10 protein-coding genes are annotated in these 18,361 nt (G+C 39.1%); 5 read left to right on the top strand and 5 right to left on the bottom strand.

The window, feature by feature from the left end; translation table 11 throughout:
• The first annotated feature begins 684 nt into the window (after positions 1-684).
• From GSQ19_RS08480 to GSQ19_RS08470, 3 genes are all read left to right on the top strand, one after another.
• Positions 685-3,246 (top strand): CPBP family glutamic-type intramembrane protease, encoded by a 2,562-nt coding sequence (locus tag GSQ19_RS08480; protein ID WP_011317524.1) that lies wholly within the window; start codon positions 685-687, stop codon positions 3,244-3,246.
• A gap of 676 nt (positions 3,247-3,922) precedes the next feature.
• Complete coding sequence (locus GSQ19_RS08475; RefSeq protein WP_011317523.1) at positions 3,923-4,270, top strand: Mo-dependent nitrogenase C-terminal domain-containing protein; 348 nt, start codon at positions 3,923-3,925, stop codon at positions 4,268-4,270.
• A gap of 22 nt (positions 4,271-4,292) precedes the next feature.
• Complete coding sequence (locus tag GSQ19_RS08470; RefSeq protein WP_011317522.1) at positions 4,293-4,565, top strand: cupin domain-containing protein; 273 nt, start codon at positions 4,293-4,295, stop codon at positions 4,563-4,565.
• A gap of 358 nt (positions 4,566-4,923) precedes the next feature.
• Here the strand turns inward: GSQ19_RS08470 and GSQ19_RS08465 are convergent, their stop codons facing one another.
• The 5 genes from GSQ19_RS08465 to GSQ19_RS08445 form a co-directional block, all read right to left on the bottom strand.
• Complete coding sequence (locus tag GSQ19_RS08465) at positions 4,924-7,329, bottom strand: NACHT domain-containing protein (RefSeq protein ID WP_011317521.1); 2,406 nt, start codon at positions 7,327-7,329, stop codon at positions 4,924-4,926.
• A 545-nt stretch (positions 7,330-7,874) separates the two neighbouring features.
• Positions 7,875-9,038 (bottom strand): hybrid sensor histidine kinase/response regulator, encoded by a 1,164-nt coding sequence (locus GSQ19_RS08460; RefSeq protein WP_011317520.1) that lies wholly within the window; start codon positions 9,036-9,038, stop codon positions 7,875-7,877.
• Positions 9,039-9,194: 156 nt separating this feature from the next.
• Complete coding sequence (locus tag GSQ19_RS08455) at positions 9,195-10,406, bottom strand: EAL domain-containing response regulator (RefSeq protein ID WP_011317519.1); 1,212 nt, start codon at positions 10,404-10,406, stop codon at positions 9,195-9,197.
• Between the two features lie 15 nt (positions 10,407-10,421).
• The gene (locus tag GSQ19_RS08450; RefSeq protein WP_011317518.1) at positions 10,422-15,647 is read right to left on the bottom strand and encodes a PAS domain S-box protein; all 5,226 of its coding nucleotides are present in this window, start codon (positions 15,645-15,647) and stop codon (positions 10,422-10,424) included.
• Positions 15,648-15,872: 225 nt separating this feature from the next.
• Positions 15,873-16,046: a hypothetical protein gene (locus GSQ19_RS08445; protein WP_153228462.1), complete on the bottom strand. Its 174-nt coding sequence runs from the start codon at positions 16,044-16,046 to the stop codon at positions 15,873-15,875.
• A 207-nt stretch (positions 16,047-16,253) separates the two neighbouring features.
• On the opposite strand from GSQ19_RS08445, the gene GSQ19_RS08440 reads away from it, so the two are divergent.
• Both GSQ19_RS08440 and dusB read left to right on the top strand, forming a co-directional pair.
• Complete coding sequence (locus GSQ19_RS08440; protein WP_011317517.1) at positions 16,254-17,150, top strand: MBL fold metallo-hydrolase; 897 nt, start codon at positions 16,254-16,256, stop codon at positions 17,148-17,150.
• Positions 17,151-17,199: 49 nt separating this feature from the next.
• Positions 17,200-18,252, top strand: coding sequence for a tRNA dihydrouridine synthase DusB (gene dusB, locus GSQ19_RS08435; protein ID WP_011317516.1), 1,053 nt, complete (start codon positions 17,200-17,202; stop codon positions 18,250-18,252).
• Positions 18,253-18,361 lie beyond the last annotated feature (109 nt).

The raw sequence follows: 18,361 nt of genomic DNA, 5'->3' as shown, positions 1-18,361 counted from the left end.
TTGTACAATTACTCATTAACCCGTATAACATAATAATGCTCAGACTGCTAGTAAGAATGTAGTAAATAATTCACTCAGTGACTCATACCATCAATGGAATTTATCTAATAAATCTCTAATGGGAACTTGACTGCTTACAGTAATTTCATTTTTATGACTAGTGACAAAAAATACTCTTATTTTTATGAAAAACATTGATAAACATAGTTTTTACGTAGAAGCAACTGTTTTTATTTAGGCATTATTTTCTACACAAGCACCTAAATTGGTTATCTTTTTTAAGTTATATCTGTATGAAAAATAACTTACAGTGTCGTTGCAAATACTATTAATAACATTATCGAAAATTTAATTCCATTTTTATATCTTAGGTTTTTATGTTTCAGCATTTCCCTATATGCTTAAGTACTAATATATAGACATCAGATTATTCTCGATATATGAGACACTTAGAATTCTGAATTTATTCAGTATTTGTAGTTTTTCAATATCACAAATAAAAGTTTTATCGCAAGTAGCTTCGTTAACAGTTAATAGTCCAATTACCCATGACCAAAATCCCTATGCTCTTGCGGGTGAGGATTTGGAAATTTTGGTATCATAACTGCCAGGAAAGCTTGAGTATCGTCTTACACCTACAGCTATATCTGATATAACCAATCTCCAAGGTATGATTTGACAGCAATGCAAAACGAAAAACCGTCGAACAAACAACGGTTGCAACAGAAGACGAAATTACGATTGGGGATGTTCGTTGTTTTATTACTACTGAGTGCGATCGCTGTCTTGCTGTTTTACCCGCGAACATCTACGGTGGAACATACACCATCAAGCAATTACGACATTCACAAACAGCAAGACTTCAATCAATCACAGTTTTATCCCCCAAATCAAACTGTCAACCCCGACCTTTATCAACCTGTGGACAAATGGGTAGGTAGATTAGTATTGCCAAATCAGCAGCAAATACAGTCGGGATCAGATTGGGTATGGATGGAAATACAACACGCGTCACCAGAAGCACAAAATTTAGTAGGTAAAGTTGTGCGTTTGGAATGGCTAAACAAGCCAGAGTCACAGTCTTACGTACAAGCTGTGCAACAAGATATAAGTTTTACTGATGAAACAAGGGAAAGCCAAGCCAAGGGGATTATTCACCCATTTCGCCTGAATGGTCGTCTGCAAGTAGGGCCTTTGCAATCCCTCGCTGGTGCTAGGCCGAAGGATGATGTGGTCGTCACCTTAGATGATGGTGAGTTAGTGAAAGGGAGTGATAATCAGCTACGTCTGCAAATTGCCCACGAACCTGTAATGGCGACCGGCAGATTTTATGGTTTGGTAAAAATCCTCAATCCAGAACCAGCTAGTAGTCAATATCCTGCGTCACCGTTTTGTCCTGGGACTTCCTCCTGTCCCAGTGATTTTTTTCGCGTGCGTCATTACAATCGAGTTTCTGGTGACTTCAATGGGGTGGAGGAAACTGTGCGGATTCCCCAACAAGTAATTGATACACGCAATATTCCACCCTCTACTCCCAGGGAAATAGAAAAATCCCCAGCCGGGCAAGCGGGTTGGTATATTTATGGCGCAAAGAATACTCAAGGAATTTTTGTGGTTCAGGGGATAGTACCGCGATCGCTCTTAAAAATCCAGCCGCAACACGTAGTTTTAGGACAACAACCGGGGTTAACCTACATAAAAAACCAGAATTGGCAGATTGCACCCCAAGATAAAGGTACAATCCGGACTGTTTTACTTGATCCCAGCACCAACCAAGACCAACTAGCCGCATCTAATTGGCAAGAAGGCGATCGCGCCATAGTCCTGCATAACTTTGGTGGTATTGGTGGTAAAAAGAGTGAAGGTAGCACAGCATATACAATCACCGGACACTTCGCTTTTGGACTAGCGCAAGTAGTTCGTGATCCCATCACCAAAGAATTACAATTTGCCATTGAGTATCAACAAATTTACGCCAATAACTCAGACGGGATCATTGCGGGGAGACATTCTTGGGCAGACTACATGGGAAACTTACAATGGGGATGGGCAGCCACAAGACCCATTTCTGATGTATTAATTAAGTTTGCACCAGTTACCCAAGACTACAATTTTGACGGGATCAAGCTTTCTCCCGTGACAGAATTTCAGCGACAATTGCAGATTATGATGGCACGCTATCGCACAGGTGATGGCACTGGTAGCGCCACGGTTACCCCGGCGACTTCTTGCGTCCAAGATGCCAGCCAAGCACTATATATCGCCATTCAAGTAATTACTCAGCAAGTAGCCTCAAACTCAGCCATTCAGCAGTGGTTGAGTAATCATCCCGATGATCCCCAAACTGAACGCTTTGGGCAACTAGTGAGATTGAGTTCAGACTTGCAACGCCAATTAACTCCCTTGGGGATCGTCCGTGCAGACTGGAAAAGCCATGCAGATTATCTCACGGGCATTGGAGATGGGAAAGAAACTTTCCGTGATGGCGTTCCGCCCAGCGTAGCTGATCGCAGTCCTTGGGCCGCGTTGACAAGTTGGCGGACTATGGTACCCAGACAGGCACACGATGAAATAGCCGCCTTATTTTTCAGACATGGTGCCAAACTCTGGTTTCTACGCACCAATCAAATCGGCGGCGAAAACCCCGATATTGCCCCCGTAGCACCGACATTAGGGTTAGGAGAAATCACCATACCCTTTACTAACATTGCACCTATACCCATTTTGTTAAACCGCTTACTGGCATCTTTGGTTGTGCCAGAAATACGAGATTGGATAGTTGTGGGGATCACAGTCTTAATATACAGTGCGATCGCCTTACCTTTAGGCTGGCGTTCTGGTTTTTTGTCTTGGTGTTTTACCTCTACCAATCCTCTCCACCAACTAGCGATCGCATTACGAGTAATTATCACACCTGCGATCGTCGAGGAATTAGTTTTCCGCGTATTACTGCTTCCCCATCCCTTAGAAGTAATCAACTGGTATGGATGGACATTATGGGCAGGATTGATCTTACTGCTGTTTATTCTCTACCATCCCCTAAACGCCAAAACCCTTTACCAAGTTGGATTTCCGACCTTTTTTCACCCCATATTCCTAACCTTAACCGGACTTTTAGGATTGTGCTGTACAATAGCCTATGCTTTGACAGGTTCTCTATGGGCGATCGTCCTCATCCACTGGATTGTAGTACTAGTATGGCTACTAGCCTTAGGAGGCAAAGACAAGTTGTTAATTAGTCATTAGTCAACCGTTCTCTTCTCCCTCTGCACCCCATTCCTCTAAGACATATTTTGTCCCTTTTAATTTTCAAGTTTTCTTGTGTTTGTTTGTTAGTTTTACTCTCAAAAAGGGTATTTTCTGGTATGGAGGATGTCAGTTTATTCAGGTTTTGATAAAAAATAGACACAAGTACATTAGCTTATGCTTATCAGACGATCACTGGGAACTTATTAAATAATATTCAGGTCAGTTTATGTAACCGATAAGACATTTTATTTGATACCCAATACTCTAAAATCAGGTATCCGTATAGTTTAACCCTTAGGAAATATAGCTATAGCATCAGCAAAGAGTATTTTTGCTGGTAAACGTACATCTTAGGGTACTGTGTAGTTTCAGAACTGGAGATTTAAATTTAAGATATGAGATTGCTATCTCAAACATTAGCAATCAATAAGTTAAAGAAATCCCACTTTTATATTTTCTTTGTTATTTTGTATTTAACGGGACAGTTCTTACTAATCTAGTTAAGTTTAAATAACAATCAGTCCCCCCTATTTACCTACAAAATCCCTGAAAATTAGCTCTTTAAATGCTTTAATTGTCAATCCTCACACATTCCTCATAATTTCAGGTTAAAGATTGTATGGTAAGTTGCAAAATGGCAAATAGTTGATTCTCTCAAAGGAGATTAAATATTATGACTGTGCTAAAAACAAAAGAGCAACATATTGTCCTGTCTGCTGTTATTCAGCCTATTGGTAATCAGCAAAAAAATACTCAATCTAAAATTGATCCACTACAACCTTTACGTCAGTGGATTGATGCACTAGAAATACAAAATCGTAAGCTAGCTCACTTCATCGCAAAATTGATTCCTGCTCAGTGTCCTTTTGAGCGTGACATCGTAGTATTTGGTCGGATTATTGCCCACATTCCCCCCATGTGTAAGCTCAATCCCCTGTATGATCAATTTGTTGGTTTACGTTTTCGTGCTTTGTGTTATTTAGTAGATAAGTGTGGAGAAGACATCCAGTCCTACTGCTAATTGTGAACCGAGAACAAACTACATGGAAATCAAAATTGAGCATCAACCTAGTCCAGAAATACTCCAGAAATTGGGTGTTTTCCAATGGGGAATTTGGCAAAAAGAAGTCTCAAAATTTCCTTGGACTTATGATACTCAAGAAACTTGTTACTTTTTAGAAGGTGATGTCATTGTTACGCCTCATGGCGGACAACCAGTACAAATGGGTAAAGGCGATTTAGTAACCTTCCCTGTGGGAATGTCCTGTATATGGGAAATTAAAAGCGGCGTGAAAAAACATTATTCCTTTAATTAGCCAAAAGTCAAGCATTAAAGTTGGTTCCCTTCTATTCTCATCTCCTCTAATCTGAAGAATTTTTGGATTTCATCGTTCCATTTCAGAGATTATATGGAGTTGCAGCGAGTGTTATAAGCTAGAATGACAGAATTGGTAAATTGCTTATATCCGTATTTCTCAGAACTCGTAGCGACTCCATACCCTAAACAGTATTTTTAAAAATAAATAGTTTCATCTTCCAAGGCTAACAAGCTTACCGTAAGCGGAACCCGTTCGCGCTAGCGTTTCCGACAGGAGAAGGAGAAAGCTAGAATCAATATTCTACTTTGTATAAAAGTCTACCGCATCCAAAAGCTTCTCTTTACCCATACTTGGCCTACGTAATTACATTTAATTGACATTGTTTAGCTAAAAATAAACTTGTCTCTAATTCATAACGTAAAGTAGGTGAAATATCTCTAGCAAATTTTAGACAATTTATTAGTAATTTGCTGGCATCCCAATACTGTTGCAAATCTTGTAAATCTTGTTTTCCGAACTGCCAATTAAGTCCAATCTTACGCTCATTAATCATCATATCTCGTAATTCTTCAGTCCATGCTTGTCCATTTGCTAGCCACCAAGCTTTTAAGTATTCTCTCCCTTGACTAGAAGAGGGTAACTGGTTTCTAATATTTTGCAGTGAATTATTTAACGACACCTGATTGACTAATAAGTGCTTCAAGTCTAGAGCTAAATTTAAAGTAGATAACCTAGCAAAAAATATATCAGCCGTCATTGTCATACTCACCGTTAGTGCATTAGTTAAAGCCAAATCTAATGCTAAGTCTATAGACAAACTACCAGTAAACTGATGCTCTAAGGATATTGCTAAATCTTGGTTACAAGCTAAGGGATGCTCTGGAGGTAAAGCTATACTAAAATAAAAAGCACGTACACTGGCAGGATGGTATACATAACCTACTTGAGCAGACTTGTGTTCTACCCATTGCATAAAATGATATAAATTGCCATTTCCGACAGCTATATTATCAATCTTTTCTTTGATTAATTTTAATAAATCATCTACTGGTTGTAGCATCCACACAACTAGCAAAAATACCTGATGCCATCGTTGTTCAGATAAATGGCTAACTAACTCTTGCAGCGTTTGATGATTAGCATTAGCTACGATTTCTCTAGCTATAAAATACTCTTGAAATATGAGATGAGAAAAAGAGTAAATGCCTTTTGCTCTTTCAACTAATAAACCATGCTGTAATTCAATTGTTTTGATGATTGCAGTACTCTCCAGTTCTAAAGCATCTGTATCAGTTATGGTGTTGCTTTGATGGAGTAGATATTCAGTGATGACTTGCTGGAGTTTTGTTTCAGTGAGAAAATAATCCCCTTGATGAAAGCTAATTGCTGCTATGTGACTAAGTAGCTTGATTTTGTGCAGCAGAGATAAATTAGTCACAGTTTGATTGTTTTGAATTCCTCTTACGTCATCGTAGCGTACTAAAAGCAGATCCAATGCTTGTTTATAAATTTCAAAATGATGAAAAGGGAAATCTGTCGCAGACTGGAATGCCAAACAACAAAGAATCAATAAGGCTGGTCTGTTAGCTAACTCAAGAAGACGATGATTTTCTTCTAGTTCGAGTCTTTGTACAAATTTTTGTGCTAGAAATCTCGATTTTTCTGGAGAATTATTGGCGACTATCAAGAACCATTTATTAGCAAATTCGGTAATTTTTGTTTTATCAAAATCAGTAATTTCTACTTCTGTAAAACCATGAAAATTAGAATAATTTGTGCCTGTACGGCAAGTAATAACTATTTGATTTTTATAAAATTTTTGGATGAAACCGTTAATTCTATTAATATTTTTTTCATAGTTGTGGCTGATAAATTCATTTAATCCATCTAACAGAATTAAAGCTCTACCATGAGATAATACAGTTTTCAATTCTCCTTCAGTAATGCCAAAATTTATCACCTGGTCGAGTATATATTTAAATAAGCTAAGTTGCCGAGAGTCTTTAGCATCTTCCGCAAAATTTTTGAGATTGACAAAAATAGGTAAGTAATTTGGCTGAAATATTCCTTGACTGCAACTAAGAGCGACTGATTGTAAAAATGTAGTCTTACCTGAGCCTAATTTTCCCAATAATATCAGTTTAGAATATTTTTTTAGAGCTTCTAAACCCCCGATTAATTTTTGGTCTCGTTGTGCAAAAATGGGAGAAATAATTGTATAAGAACCCACCTTTTGTAAATCTTGAATATCTAACCATCTTTTACTAGAAATTTCCTCGCTGATGTTGACATCAATATAAATATCATTAAGTGAAATTGGTCTAGCAATATCTAAAAGATGTAATGTGCTACATTGAGCCTGAATTTTTTCGTGATGAATAGAGCGTAGTTTTTGTACCAGAATATTAATATCTATTAGGCTATATTCGTCACCTTCTAAATATAAAGAATTTTCAACAGATTGTTGGGAAATTTCTGCTGTATCCAGTTCCAGCGCAAAGCAAATATCATTAAAGACGTGACGATCTATAGGTTTACCAGTGAAAAATTTCCATATTGACTGGCGTGTTTCTAAACCAACTTCCGCCGCCAGATATTCTTGTGTCCATCCTTTGCGCTTAAAAGCCTGCTTTGCTTTTCTAATACCTTCAGCAGAGGCTTGGAGCGATCGCTTTGCCATGACAACAATTTGTCCGTTATTATACAAATTATACAAGTTATATACTAACTTATACAAAAACCCCAACGCGATCGCAAACATCCGTTGTACATAATAGAACTTGAGTCAGCCAAATCTACATACCCAACTAGCTTACGGCATTGCCCAAAGAGCCAATCGCAATCTGAGCAATGCTTAAGCTTTTACTACAGATAGTAGGGAGTAGCTAATTGGCTAGTGCAGTTTTCCCTAAAGTCCAGATTATGCAGTGTAAGGCTCCTGCCGTAAGCATATTAGCCTCTAATCTTGTGTTCGCTGCAAATACTTAACTAAAATAAAATTCATACTTAATTTCTGAAGTACACGTAGGGAAGCAACGGGCAATAACCACCCCACAGATAAGGTAATGCGCGTCTAAATTGCATAACTACATAATCGGTGCTGTTGACTGTCAACGGTCAACCCTCCGGGTGAGGCAGTTCGCATACCCTACGGGAAGGCATTCCGCCTACGACGGAAACCGCCTTGGCGCAGCCTCCGTCTCCGACACGCTCCGCGAACGTAGAGAAGACAGCGACTGCCTCACAGTCAACAGATATCACTATGGACTATGCAAATTAAAAGCAAAATATTTTACTTAAATTTTTTCAATGATCAAGTCGGATGCCTATAATTGACGATTTTTGATAGTAAGTATTGTCACAATAGTCTTCTTTTCGCTGGCTACATGGTAGTGCTACTTGCACAATAGTCTTTTCTTGTGGCTTGCTGTGAATTTTTAATTTACCGCCATGTAGTTCAGCTATGCGTTTAGCAATAGTTAAACCTAATCCAGAACCTTGCTGCTCATAAAGTTTACGCTCAAATTGCTGATACGCTCCTAATTCAGCAATTTGTGCTGCTGTAATTCCTCGTCCATGATCGATAAATGATAAGATTAAGCAATTATTAATAACCTGATTTTTGATTTGAACTAGGCTACCTGGAGGGGAAAATTTGAAAGCATTATCTAATAATTCTTCTATAATTTTAGCAATCTTAGCTGTGGAAATTCTTACATTACAAGGATGTAATTCTAACCGTAAATCGGCTTCTCTTCCTGCTTTTTTAGCTTTTTCACTAATGATTTCCATTAGTGTTAGATTAGGAAATATGGTAGTTTGACTTTGCAGCAATTTAATTTGCTGTGGGTCAGTTCCCATAACTTCTAACTCTGCGTACATTAAAAAGTTCTGAATCAAGCTAAATAGACGTTCACCAGATAGATAGATGGATTCTGCCATTTCCTGGATTGCTTGCGAATCAAGACTATCACTCTCTTCCATCAGAATTTGAGAAAAGCCTAATATCCCGTTTAAAGGTGTTCGCATTTCGTGAGGCAAAGATAAAGCAATACTGTTACGCAGATTATCTAGTTTTCTTTGATTCTCTTGTTTAATTGTGATATGTTTCTCTAATCGACAGGCAATAGCTGCTAATAGCTCTGCTCTTGTAAAAGGTTTAATGATATAGTCATCTGCTCCCATCTCCATACCTTGACGGAAGTCATTTTTATCAGACTTAGCAGTTAGAAAAATTAAAGGAATTATTGCTGTTTCTGGACATTGACGTAATACCTTTAAGACTTCATATCCATCTAGTTCCGGCATCATGACATCACAAATAATTAAGTCAGGAATTTCTTCTTGAGCTAATTGCACACCAAGGAGTCCATTATGCGCTTCAAGTATATTAAATCCTTCACCTTCTAACAAATCTAAGATATTTTGGCGTACATGGATATCATCTTCAATAACCAGAATTTTATTCATATTGGCCAATAAAATAAATTTTTAATAATCGCATAAGTTTGTATGGATGATTACTGATCTTTAGTTTATGAAAAATTACCAAAAAGCAACTACTACTATATTTTAGTAATTATCAAGTTAACTTTTGGTTAACAGTGGTAATCATTTGGCTATCTTTTATACAGACAGATGTTTATTATTCCACAGAAAATTTTCAAATTCTACTGCTGGTAATGGACGACTAAAGAGAAATCCTTGCATGGCATCACATTTATTTTGTTTTAAAAAGTATAGTTCTGATTCTGTTTCTACACCTTCAGCCACTACCTGCATATTCATATTGTGTGCCATTTCTACTAAAGCTTTGGTAATAGCAGATTTTTGTTTATCTTTAGCAACATTATGAATGAAGTATCTGTCAATTTTCAGTGTATTAACTGGCAGATTCTTGAGATAAATCAAAGAAGAGTAACCTGTACCAAAATCGTCAATAGCGAGCCTAACACCTAGAGATTGCAATTTGTTCATGGTAAAAATTGCACTATTTAGGTCTTGCATAATCATGCTTTCAGTTAATTCTATTTCCAAATAATGTGGTGCTATATTATTGGTTTTTAAAGATTCAGTAATTCTCTGAATTAAATCTGGTTTATTAAATTCCATTGCTGATAAATTCACAGAAATGGTTAAGAAATCCACTCCAGAATCATGCCAACTTTTAATTTGGTGACAAACATTAGCTATTACCCATTGACCAATTGGCACAATTAAACCTGTAGACTCTGCTAATGGAATAAATTCTGAAGGAGAAACAAAGCCTAATTCGGGACTGTGCCAACGTAATAAACTTTCTGCCGCGACTATTTTCCCTGAAGCAATATCAACGATAGGCTGATATTGCACCTCAAACTCTTGAAATTTCTGTTGTTGAATAACTTTATGTAGACTCATCTCTAACAACTGCGTTTTTGGAGATGAGATTTTAATACCATTTTGATTTATTAAGTACTTTTTTAAAGTGGCTTGCCTTTCTAAACGATTCATCACCGCACTGAGTAATTCCGCCCTGGTAAATGGTTTAGTTAGGTAGTCGTCTGCACCCATATCCATACCTTGGCGGAAATCTGCCTTGGCAGATTTTGCCGTTAGGAAAATAAAAGGAATAGTTGCCGTTAATGGTTCTTGGCGTAATGCTGACAATACTCCATATCCATCAACTTCCGGCATCATCATATCGCACAAGATTAAATCAGGAAATTCTGCCAGTGCTAAATTTATGCCAATGCGTCCATTAGCAGCAGACACGGTATGAAAATCTTCAGCTTGTAGCAAATCTAAAATATTTTCTCTGACCGACTCTTCATCTTCAATTACTAAAATTTTAATCATTTTTGACCTCTTTTTTTATTGTTGTTTTAAAGGAATATTCACAGTAAATAGAGTACCAATTTCTGAGTTACTAGAAACAGATATTTCCCCTTCGTGAACATCTACACATTTTTTAACGATTGCTAATCCTAACCCTGTACCTAAGATATTGCCAACATTCTTCGCTCGATAAAATGATTCAAATAAGTGCGTAATATCTTCTGCTGGAATACCAATACCCCAATCGTGAACTTCAAATACTGCACATTGATCTCGACAATAAAATTTAACTTGAACATTACTATTGACTGGAGAATATTTAATAGCATTGGAGATTAAGTTAATAAGAATATGTCCTAATAATTTTTCATCCATGCAACATGACATAGATTGATATTCACTGATAAAATCAACTTGCTTATTATTCAGGTTTAGCTGGATTTCTTCTACTAAATTTCGACAATAGGCGACGACATCAAGGGGTTTAGGCATAAACTCTAGTTTCCCCGCTTCTGCCTTTCCAATGATTAAAATGTCATTTAACATTTCCGTCATCCGCTTGACGGCAGTTTGAATACGATGTAAGTGAGTGAGTTGTTTTTCCTCTGTCCATTTGTGGCGGTAGTGTTCTAGTAATTCAGAAGAAGATAAAATGGTACTTAACGGCGTGCGGAATTCGTGGGAAGTCATGGATACGAAGCGAGATTTAAGTTCGCTCAATTCTTTCTCTTTTTCGAGTGCTACTTTTAAGTATTCTTCGAGTTGTTTGCGGTCTGTAATATCTATTAAGTAACCGACCATTTCCACTGGATTCTTTGTGTCATCTTTCACCACCCTTCTTTGGTCATATAGCCAATGATATGTGCCATCTTTGTGTAAAAATCGATATTCCAATTTGTAAGTTTCCGCTTCCAAGACACTGGAAAGTTTTTTAAGGACTGATGGTGCGTCTTCCGGATGGATATGATTGAACCAAAAGTCTGAATTTTCTATAAATTCTTGGGCTTCATAACCAGTTATGGTGGTGATGTTGTTACTAACAAAAATACTGCCAAAATCTCCACAGGTTTTGCAGGTATAAATCACAGCCGGGCTAGATGTCAGTAAATATTGTAGTCGCTGTTGGCTGACAAGTAGTGCTGTTTCTGCTTGTTTACGTTCTGTGATATCTGTTTGAATGCCTATATAGTGGGTAAGTTGACCAGTTTGATCATAAACAGGGGAGATGTTTAACTCGTTCCATAAGAGGCTGCCATCTTTGCGATAGTTCCGTAGAACTACAGTGCAAGCCTTACCTGCCTGCATGGCCGTACTCAGTTCTCGTAATCCTAGTTGATCGATATCTGCACTTTGGAATAAACGGAAGTTTTGTCCTATCACTTCGTCTGAAGAGTAGCCAGTCATGCGCTCAAAGGCAGGATTCACATAGATAATGGGTCTGTTGGGAGTGCTAGCATCAGCAATAATGATGCCATTACTGCTAGCATCGATCGCCCGATCGCGCAATTTTAAACCTTCTTCTACCTGCTGGCGTTTGGTTATGTCTGTATGGATACATACAGTGCCTATGATTTTACCATTGCTGTCTCTAATGGCATCTGCCCTCAGATCAACTTGTAATAAATGGCCATCGCGCGATCGCATGGCCACTTCACCCCGCCAAGATTCCCCTTTCATCACCCTAGCCATGATTTCTCGTTGCTTTTGAGGCTCCTGGAAAATTGTGCATACCCCCCCTGCCGCTTGTAATTGCTCTAGATTATAACCGTATAATTCCTGAAAACTTGGGTTAGCATAATTACTGATATTCAAAATATCACCAAAGATAATAGCATCACTTGTACTTTCCATCGCTTTGTGGAAACGGAGAAGTGAATCTTCTGCCAATTTACGCTCTGTAATGTCTGTAGAAATGCCACACATTGCATAAATGATGCCATTACGGTCTTTTAAAGGAAACTTAATACTTAAATATGTATGTAGACCATCTTCTTGGGGAACCATTTCTTCAACTTCTATCGCCATACCAGTGGTAATAACTTGACGGTTGTTAATGGCATATTGATAAGCAATATCATCAGGCCAAGTCTCATATACACTTTTGCCTACAATTTCAGATTGAGTGGTGTGGAATAGTTTTTCATATTGTTGATTCACCAAGATAAATCGGTTTTGCAAATCCATGACATAAATTATGGCTGGGGAGTTATCCAAAATTACTTGTAATTGCTGTTGAGTTTGATATAAGTTCGTTTCTACTTCCTTACGAGCAGTAATATCTCGATCCACCCCGCGATAACCACAAAATTTCCCCACCGCATCAAAAATCGGCACTCCACTAGTTTCGAGAACCACTAAATGACCATCTTGATGAACATTGGTGTTCTCAAGACATTTAAAGGGCTGTTGTGCTGCAATAATGGAATTAAAAATCTTCATGACACGTTCTGCTTCTGTTGGTGGCATCATGTCTAATGGAGTTCTACCCAATAATTCTTGTGGTTCGTAACCTAAAATATCTTTGGCTTTAGGACTAACGTAAGTATAGATAGCGTTTTCATCAACTTCCCACACCCAATCACTACTAGTTTCAACTAAGTTGCGGAACCTTTCTTCGCTATGCCTGAGAGCTGCTTCCGTTTGTTGACGCTTGATACCAATAGCGATCTGATTAGCTGCAATTCCCAAAGCTTGGAAATGAGATTCACTGAGTGCTTGGCAAGAAAACATGGCAATCACTCCTAATGTCTCATTCTCCACAATTAGGGGATAACCGGCAAAGGCAACTATTCCTTCTTGCTTGGCCCAATCTGGGTTACTGATAAGCGGATCTGTTTGTACAGAATTGGTGAGGTGAGGCTTTCCTATTTGGGCAATTAAACCGATTTTGCATTGACCGACTGGTATACATCTATGAGATCCATCTAGGTGGGTGTATCTTCCCGAACTAACTTGTAATTCCAGTAAATTTTCTTGTTTATTGAGTATCCAGATTCTAGCAAAGGCGGCATTGAGATGTTTAACTACTGCATCAGCAGAGCCGTGCATTAAATCCTGTAGGGTGTAACTTTGAGTGAGAATTGTATCAACTGCTGAGCGGAAGTCTGACAATTTTACCCTTTCTGCCAGGGCTTCTTCTGTCCGTTTGCGATCATCAATATCTGTATTTGTCCCGAACCAATTGATGATATTACCTTGAGAATCGCGTAGTGCTAAGGCGCGTCCTATGTGCCAGCGATAGGTTTGATCTGTTGTCCTTAACCAGCGAAATTCTACATCTAAGGGTTCACCAGTGGCTACACAATGCTGCCAAATTTCCAAGCAACGGTTGCGATCATCAGGATGTATCGATTGCTGCCATTTCCAGCCTAGTATGGCTTCTGGTACATTACCAAAGTATTCAAGGGTGCGTCGGTTCACATATTCAAGGTAGCCATCTGGTCGAGCTATCCATACCTGTTGGGGGATAGATTCAGCTAAAAATCGAAAGCGTTCTTCACTTTTTTCTAAAGCTTCTTGTACTTGCTTGCGTTCAGTAATATCTTCCAAAGTGCTAAGAATACCTACAACGTTACCTTTAGGATCATGGAGTGGAATTTTATTTTTTTCTAGCCAAATTTTTTGTCCATTTGGTTTCAGGAGGGGTTCTACTATGTGATACTCAGGGGTATTCGTTTCGATGACCCTAACATCGCTCTGGCGGTGTAAGTCTGCATCCTGAAGATTGGCGAGAAAATCGTGGGCTGTTTTTCCTATAATATTTTCTGGATAATCAAAACCTAACAATTTGGCAAATTTACGATTACAGCCCAAAAAGACGGAATTTCGATCTTTCCAAAAAACACAATGGGGAATCGTATCTATGACTAACTGCAACATTTGTTGAGATTGCCGTAGTTGCTCTTGAGCGATTTGGCGATCGCCAATTTCCGCCAGCAGTTGTCTATTTGCTTTCTGCAAGGCTAAGGTGCGCTCTGCTACTCGCCGTTCTAACTCTTGGTTGGCTTGTTCTAGTGCATCTTGTGCTTCTACTCGGTCGGTAATATCCATCGAAATGCCGATCATCCGAGTGGGTTTACCTGTTGTATCCGTGAGAATTGTAGATTTTGAAAGAAACCATTTATATTTAGACGGTTGCCCTGCTACTGGCAGCCGATGTTCTATTTCTAAACAACTACAATTGGCGATCGCTTCTTGTGCAGCCATATCCACTTTTTCCCTGTCATCTGGATGGAAAAAAGACATAACCTCGCTATGAGTTAATTCCTCACTATCTCCGAATTCAATAACAGGATTTAGAAAGAATAACTGGTCATTACTAAGATTTCGCTCCCAGTAAATTGTATTGGTCGCCTCTAGCGCTAGTTTGAGTCTGTTTGTACTCTCCTCTAATGCAGCAAAGTATTGCTTGTGTTCAGTAATATCTATACAAGAATTAATATAACCAGCAAAATCACCATTAGATGTAAATCTGGGAACCCCAATATTTAGTAGCCAAAGGTACTCTCCATTCAATCCTAGTAGTCGATATTCCACGGAGAAAAACTGATGAGTATGAAAAGCTGACAAGTAAACATCTAAAAAACCTTGTAAATCTTCTGGATGCAACTTTTCTGACCAACTTTTACCTATTTCTTGCTCTAGGGTACTGCCAGTCAACTCTAACCAGGCTTTGTTGAAAAAAATACATGACGTATCTGTAGCGGATATCCAAATTAATATTGGCGCAGTATTAGCCACACGCCAAAGGCTCTCGTCACTAGCCCCAATTGCATCGAGAGGATTAACTACTGCTGACTTTAGCAACTGAAAATCTTGTTGCGAGGTTTCTAGTTCTTCTTGGCTATTCAACTCCGTTGCTGCTCCCAGAGCTTGATAAATACTTTCAGAGGTAATTGTTCCCATTAGTTGCTCTTGTTCATCAACCACTAACAAGCAACTCGATTGATGTTGACGTAACAGAGAAATAATTGCCCCAATATCCTCAAATTGAGCAACCTGGAAAAATATGATTGAGGTGTTCATCACCTGCGAAATTGTGGTTGTTTGCAAGTCAACACCCAAGGCTACCAGCTTTACCACATCTCTTTCTGATAACCACCCTAATATCTGAGTATTGGCAACCACAACAATAGCAGCACCTTGCTTTGCCATTTGGGAAACTGCATCTGACAATGGCATTTCCGGCTCAACCGTCAGTGGCGAAAGGTCAATAACTGACTCTAAGCATGGTGGCCAGAGAAGTTGAGGTAGAGATTGCATAGAGCATTAAAATGGTTACTATCAGATAATCATTAACTACAACAGATACTGTTGTTATCTTCTAATATTTTTATGCTAAATACTAATATCTGGAGTATATCTACTAAATAGCTTGTATTCCAAAATTCCTGTAAGGTGCGTTAAATACCAAATATCTGCGGAAAATCGCGAAAAACTGTAGTCTGACGCACCCTACGAATATGCTGCATGAGACTCGGAACTTCTTCAATAAATTCTTGATACTTGTGGATGAGACGCGCTAGTAAGTTGGGTGAAGGAACGGAACACAAAATTTATTAAGATCACAGGTAGAGCGATCGCTCTACCCATCCCACAAATAATTGTCTCTCTCCACTTGGCTAATAACTTCTGGGGACTTCCAGAAATTAAATTATTCATTTGGAAAATGAAGATGATGAATAAACTCTTTCTCCCCCGAAGTTCGCCCGGAAGGAAACCCTCCTTGCGACTTCTCTTCCTGCTCCCCCTGCTTTTCGGGCTGCCAAACTACTAGTGATGCTGATAGTTAGAGGTTGTTTTTGTTAGGCTGGTGAAATCAGGGTTAATTACTCACATAGTAATTAGGTTGGCAAACAGAGGTGTACTATGGCTCATGTAAATCTTCGTCGCCCCCAAAATACTAACGGCGATTTTTATGTAGATACTACCTGCATTGATTGTGATACCTGTCGCTGGATGACACCAGAAGTTTTTCATCGTGTTGATGAAATGTCGGCAGTATATCATCAACCAACAAACGAAACAGAAAGATTAGCAGCATTGCAAGCACTTTTATCTTGTCCTACAAGTTCTATTGGCACCGTTGAAAAACCCAAAGATATCAAAGTTGCCCAGGAAAGTTTTCCCCTTTTAGTGGCTGAGAATATTTATCACTGTGGCTATCATTCGGAAAAATCCTATGGTGCTGCCAGCTATTTAATTCAACTTCCAGAGGGAAATATTTTAGTAGATTCTCCTCGATTTACACCGCCTCTAGTAAAACGAATAGAGGAGATAGGGGGAATTAAATTTATGTATTTAACTCATCAGGATGATGTAGCTGATCATCAAAAGTTTGCTGAACATTTTCAGTGTCAGCGTATCTTGCACATCGATGAAATTTCTGAGGGAACTCGGAATTTAGAAATCCAATTAACTGGTTCTGAACCATTTACTTTACAAGCAGATGTATTAATTATTCCCGTTCCTGGACATACTAAAGGACACACCGTTTTACTATACAAAAACAAGTTCTTGTTTACGGGTGATCATCTTGCATGGTCGGAAACTCGGCAACAATTGACCGCATTTCATGATGTATGCTGGTATTCTTGGGCAGAACAAATTAAGTCGATGCGCCGATTAGCTGATTACTCATTTGAGTGGGTATTACCAGGGCATGGACGACGCTTTCATGCTGACGTTGATACAATGCGTCAGCAGATGCACAAGTGTATTGAGCTAATGACTGATGAGCGTCAACTTTTAACATTCAACAGTTAACAGTCAACAGTCAACAGTTAAGATTGATTTGGTATTTTCAATTGCCTCTATGGTTACTCTGTCCCCCAACCTCAAAGCTAGACTTTCCCAACCCCTAAACATCGGCTCGTTTGTAGTTAAAAGCCGTGTTCTTCAGTCGCCTTTGTCGGGGGTGACAGATATGGTGTTTCGCCGTCTAGTACGTCGCTATGCACCCGATTCGATGATGTATACAGAAATGGTGAATGCTACGGGTTTACACTACGTCCAGCAGTTACCAAAAATTATGGAAGTAGACCCCAACGAGCGACCAATCAGTATTCAGTTGTTTGACTGTCGTCCCGATTTTTTGGCAGAAGCAGCAATCAAAGCCGTTGCGGAAGGCGCTGATACGATTGATATCAATATGGGGTGTCCGGTAAATAAAATTACCAAAAACGGCGGAGGTTCTTCTTTACTACGACAGCCGGAAGTTGCAGAAGCCATTGTACGGGAAGTAGTAAAAGCTGTTAATGTGCCGGTCACTGTCAAAACCCGGATTGGCTGGAATGACAGAGAAATTACCATTCTCGATTTTGCCAAGCGCATGGAAGACGCTGGAGCGCAAATGATTACGGTGCATGGACGTACCCGCGCTCAAGGTTACAATGGCAATGCCCGTTGGGAATGGATAGCCCGTGTCAAAGAAATACTTTCCATCCCCGTGATTGGTAATGGCGATATATTTTCCGTAGAATCGGCGGTGAAATGTTTAGAAGAAACGGGTGCTGATGGTGTGATGTGTTCCCGTGGGACTTTAGGTTATCCGTTTTTGGTGGGGGAAATTGACCATTTCTTAAAGACTGGTGAACTCCTGACAGCACCAACCCCAATTCAACGTTTGGAATGTGCTAGAGATCACTTACAAGCCTTATGGGAATATAAAGGCGATCGCGGTGTCCGTCAAGCCCGCAAGCACATGACTTGGTATGCTAAAGGTTTTGTCGGTGCGGCTGAGTTGCGTGGACAATTAAGCGTAATTGAAACAGTCCAACAAGGTTTAGATTTGATTGACAAAGCCACTGAAAAGCTAACTCATGGTTATGAGCTAGTGGAGGAAGCTGATAATTTTCAGGTAGCTTAAGGCCAAAGGGTGCAAGAGTAATAGCCTCATCACCCTAAACCCTTACACCCCTAAACCCCCACACCTTTCACTTTGCCAGCGTTACACTAAAACAGTAAAGAAATGTAAC

It is taken from the genome of Trichormus variabilis 0441 (assembly GCF_009856605.1).
Classification (GTDB): domain Bacteria; phylum Cyanobacteriota; class Cyanobacteriia; order Cyanobacteriales; family Nostocaceae; genus Trichormus; species Trichormus variabilis.
This window is presented reverse-complemented; position numbering and strand designations above follow the sequence as displayed.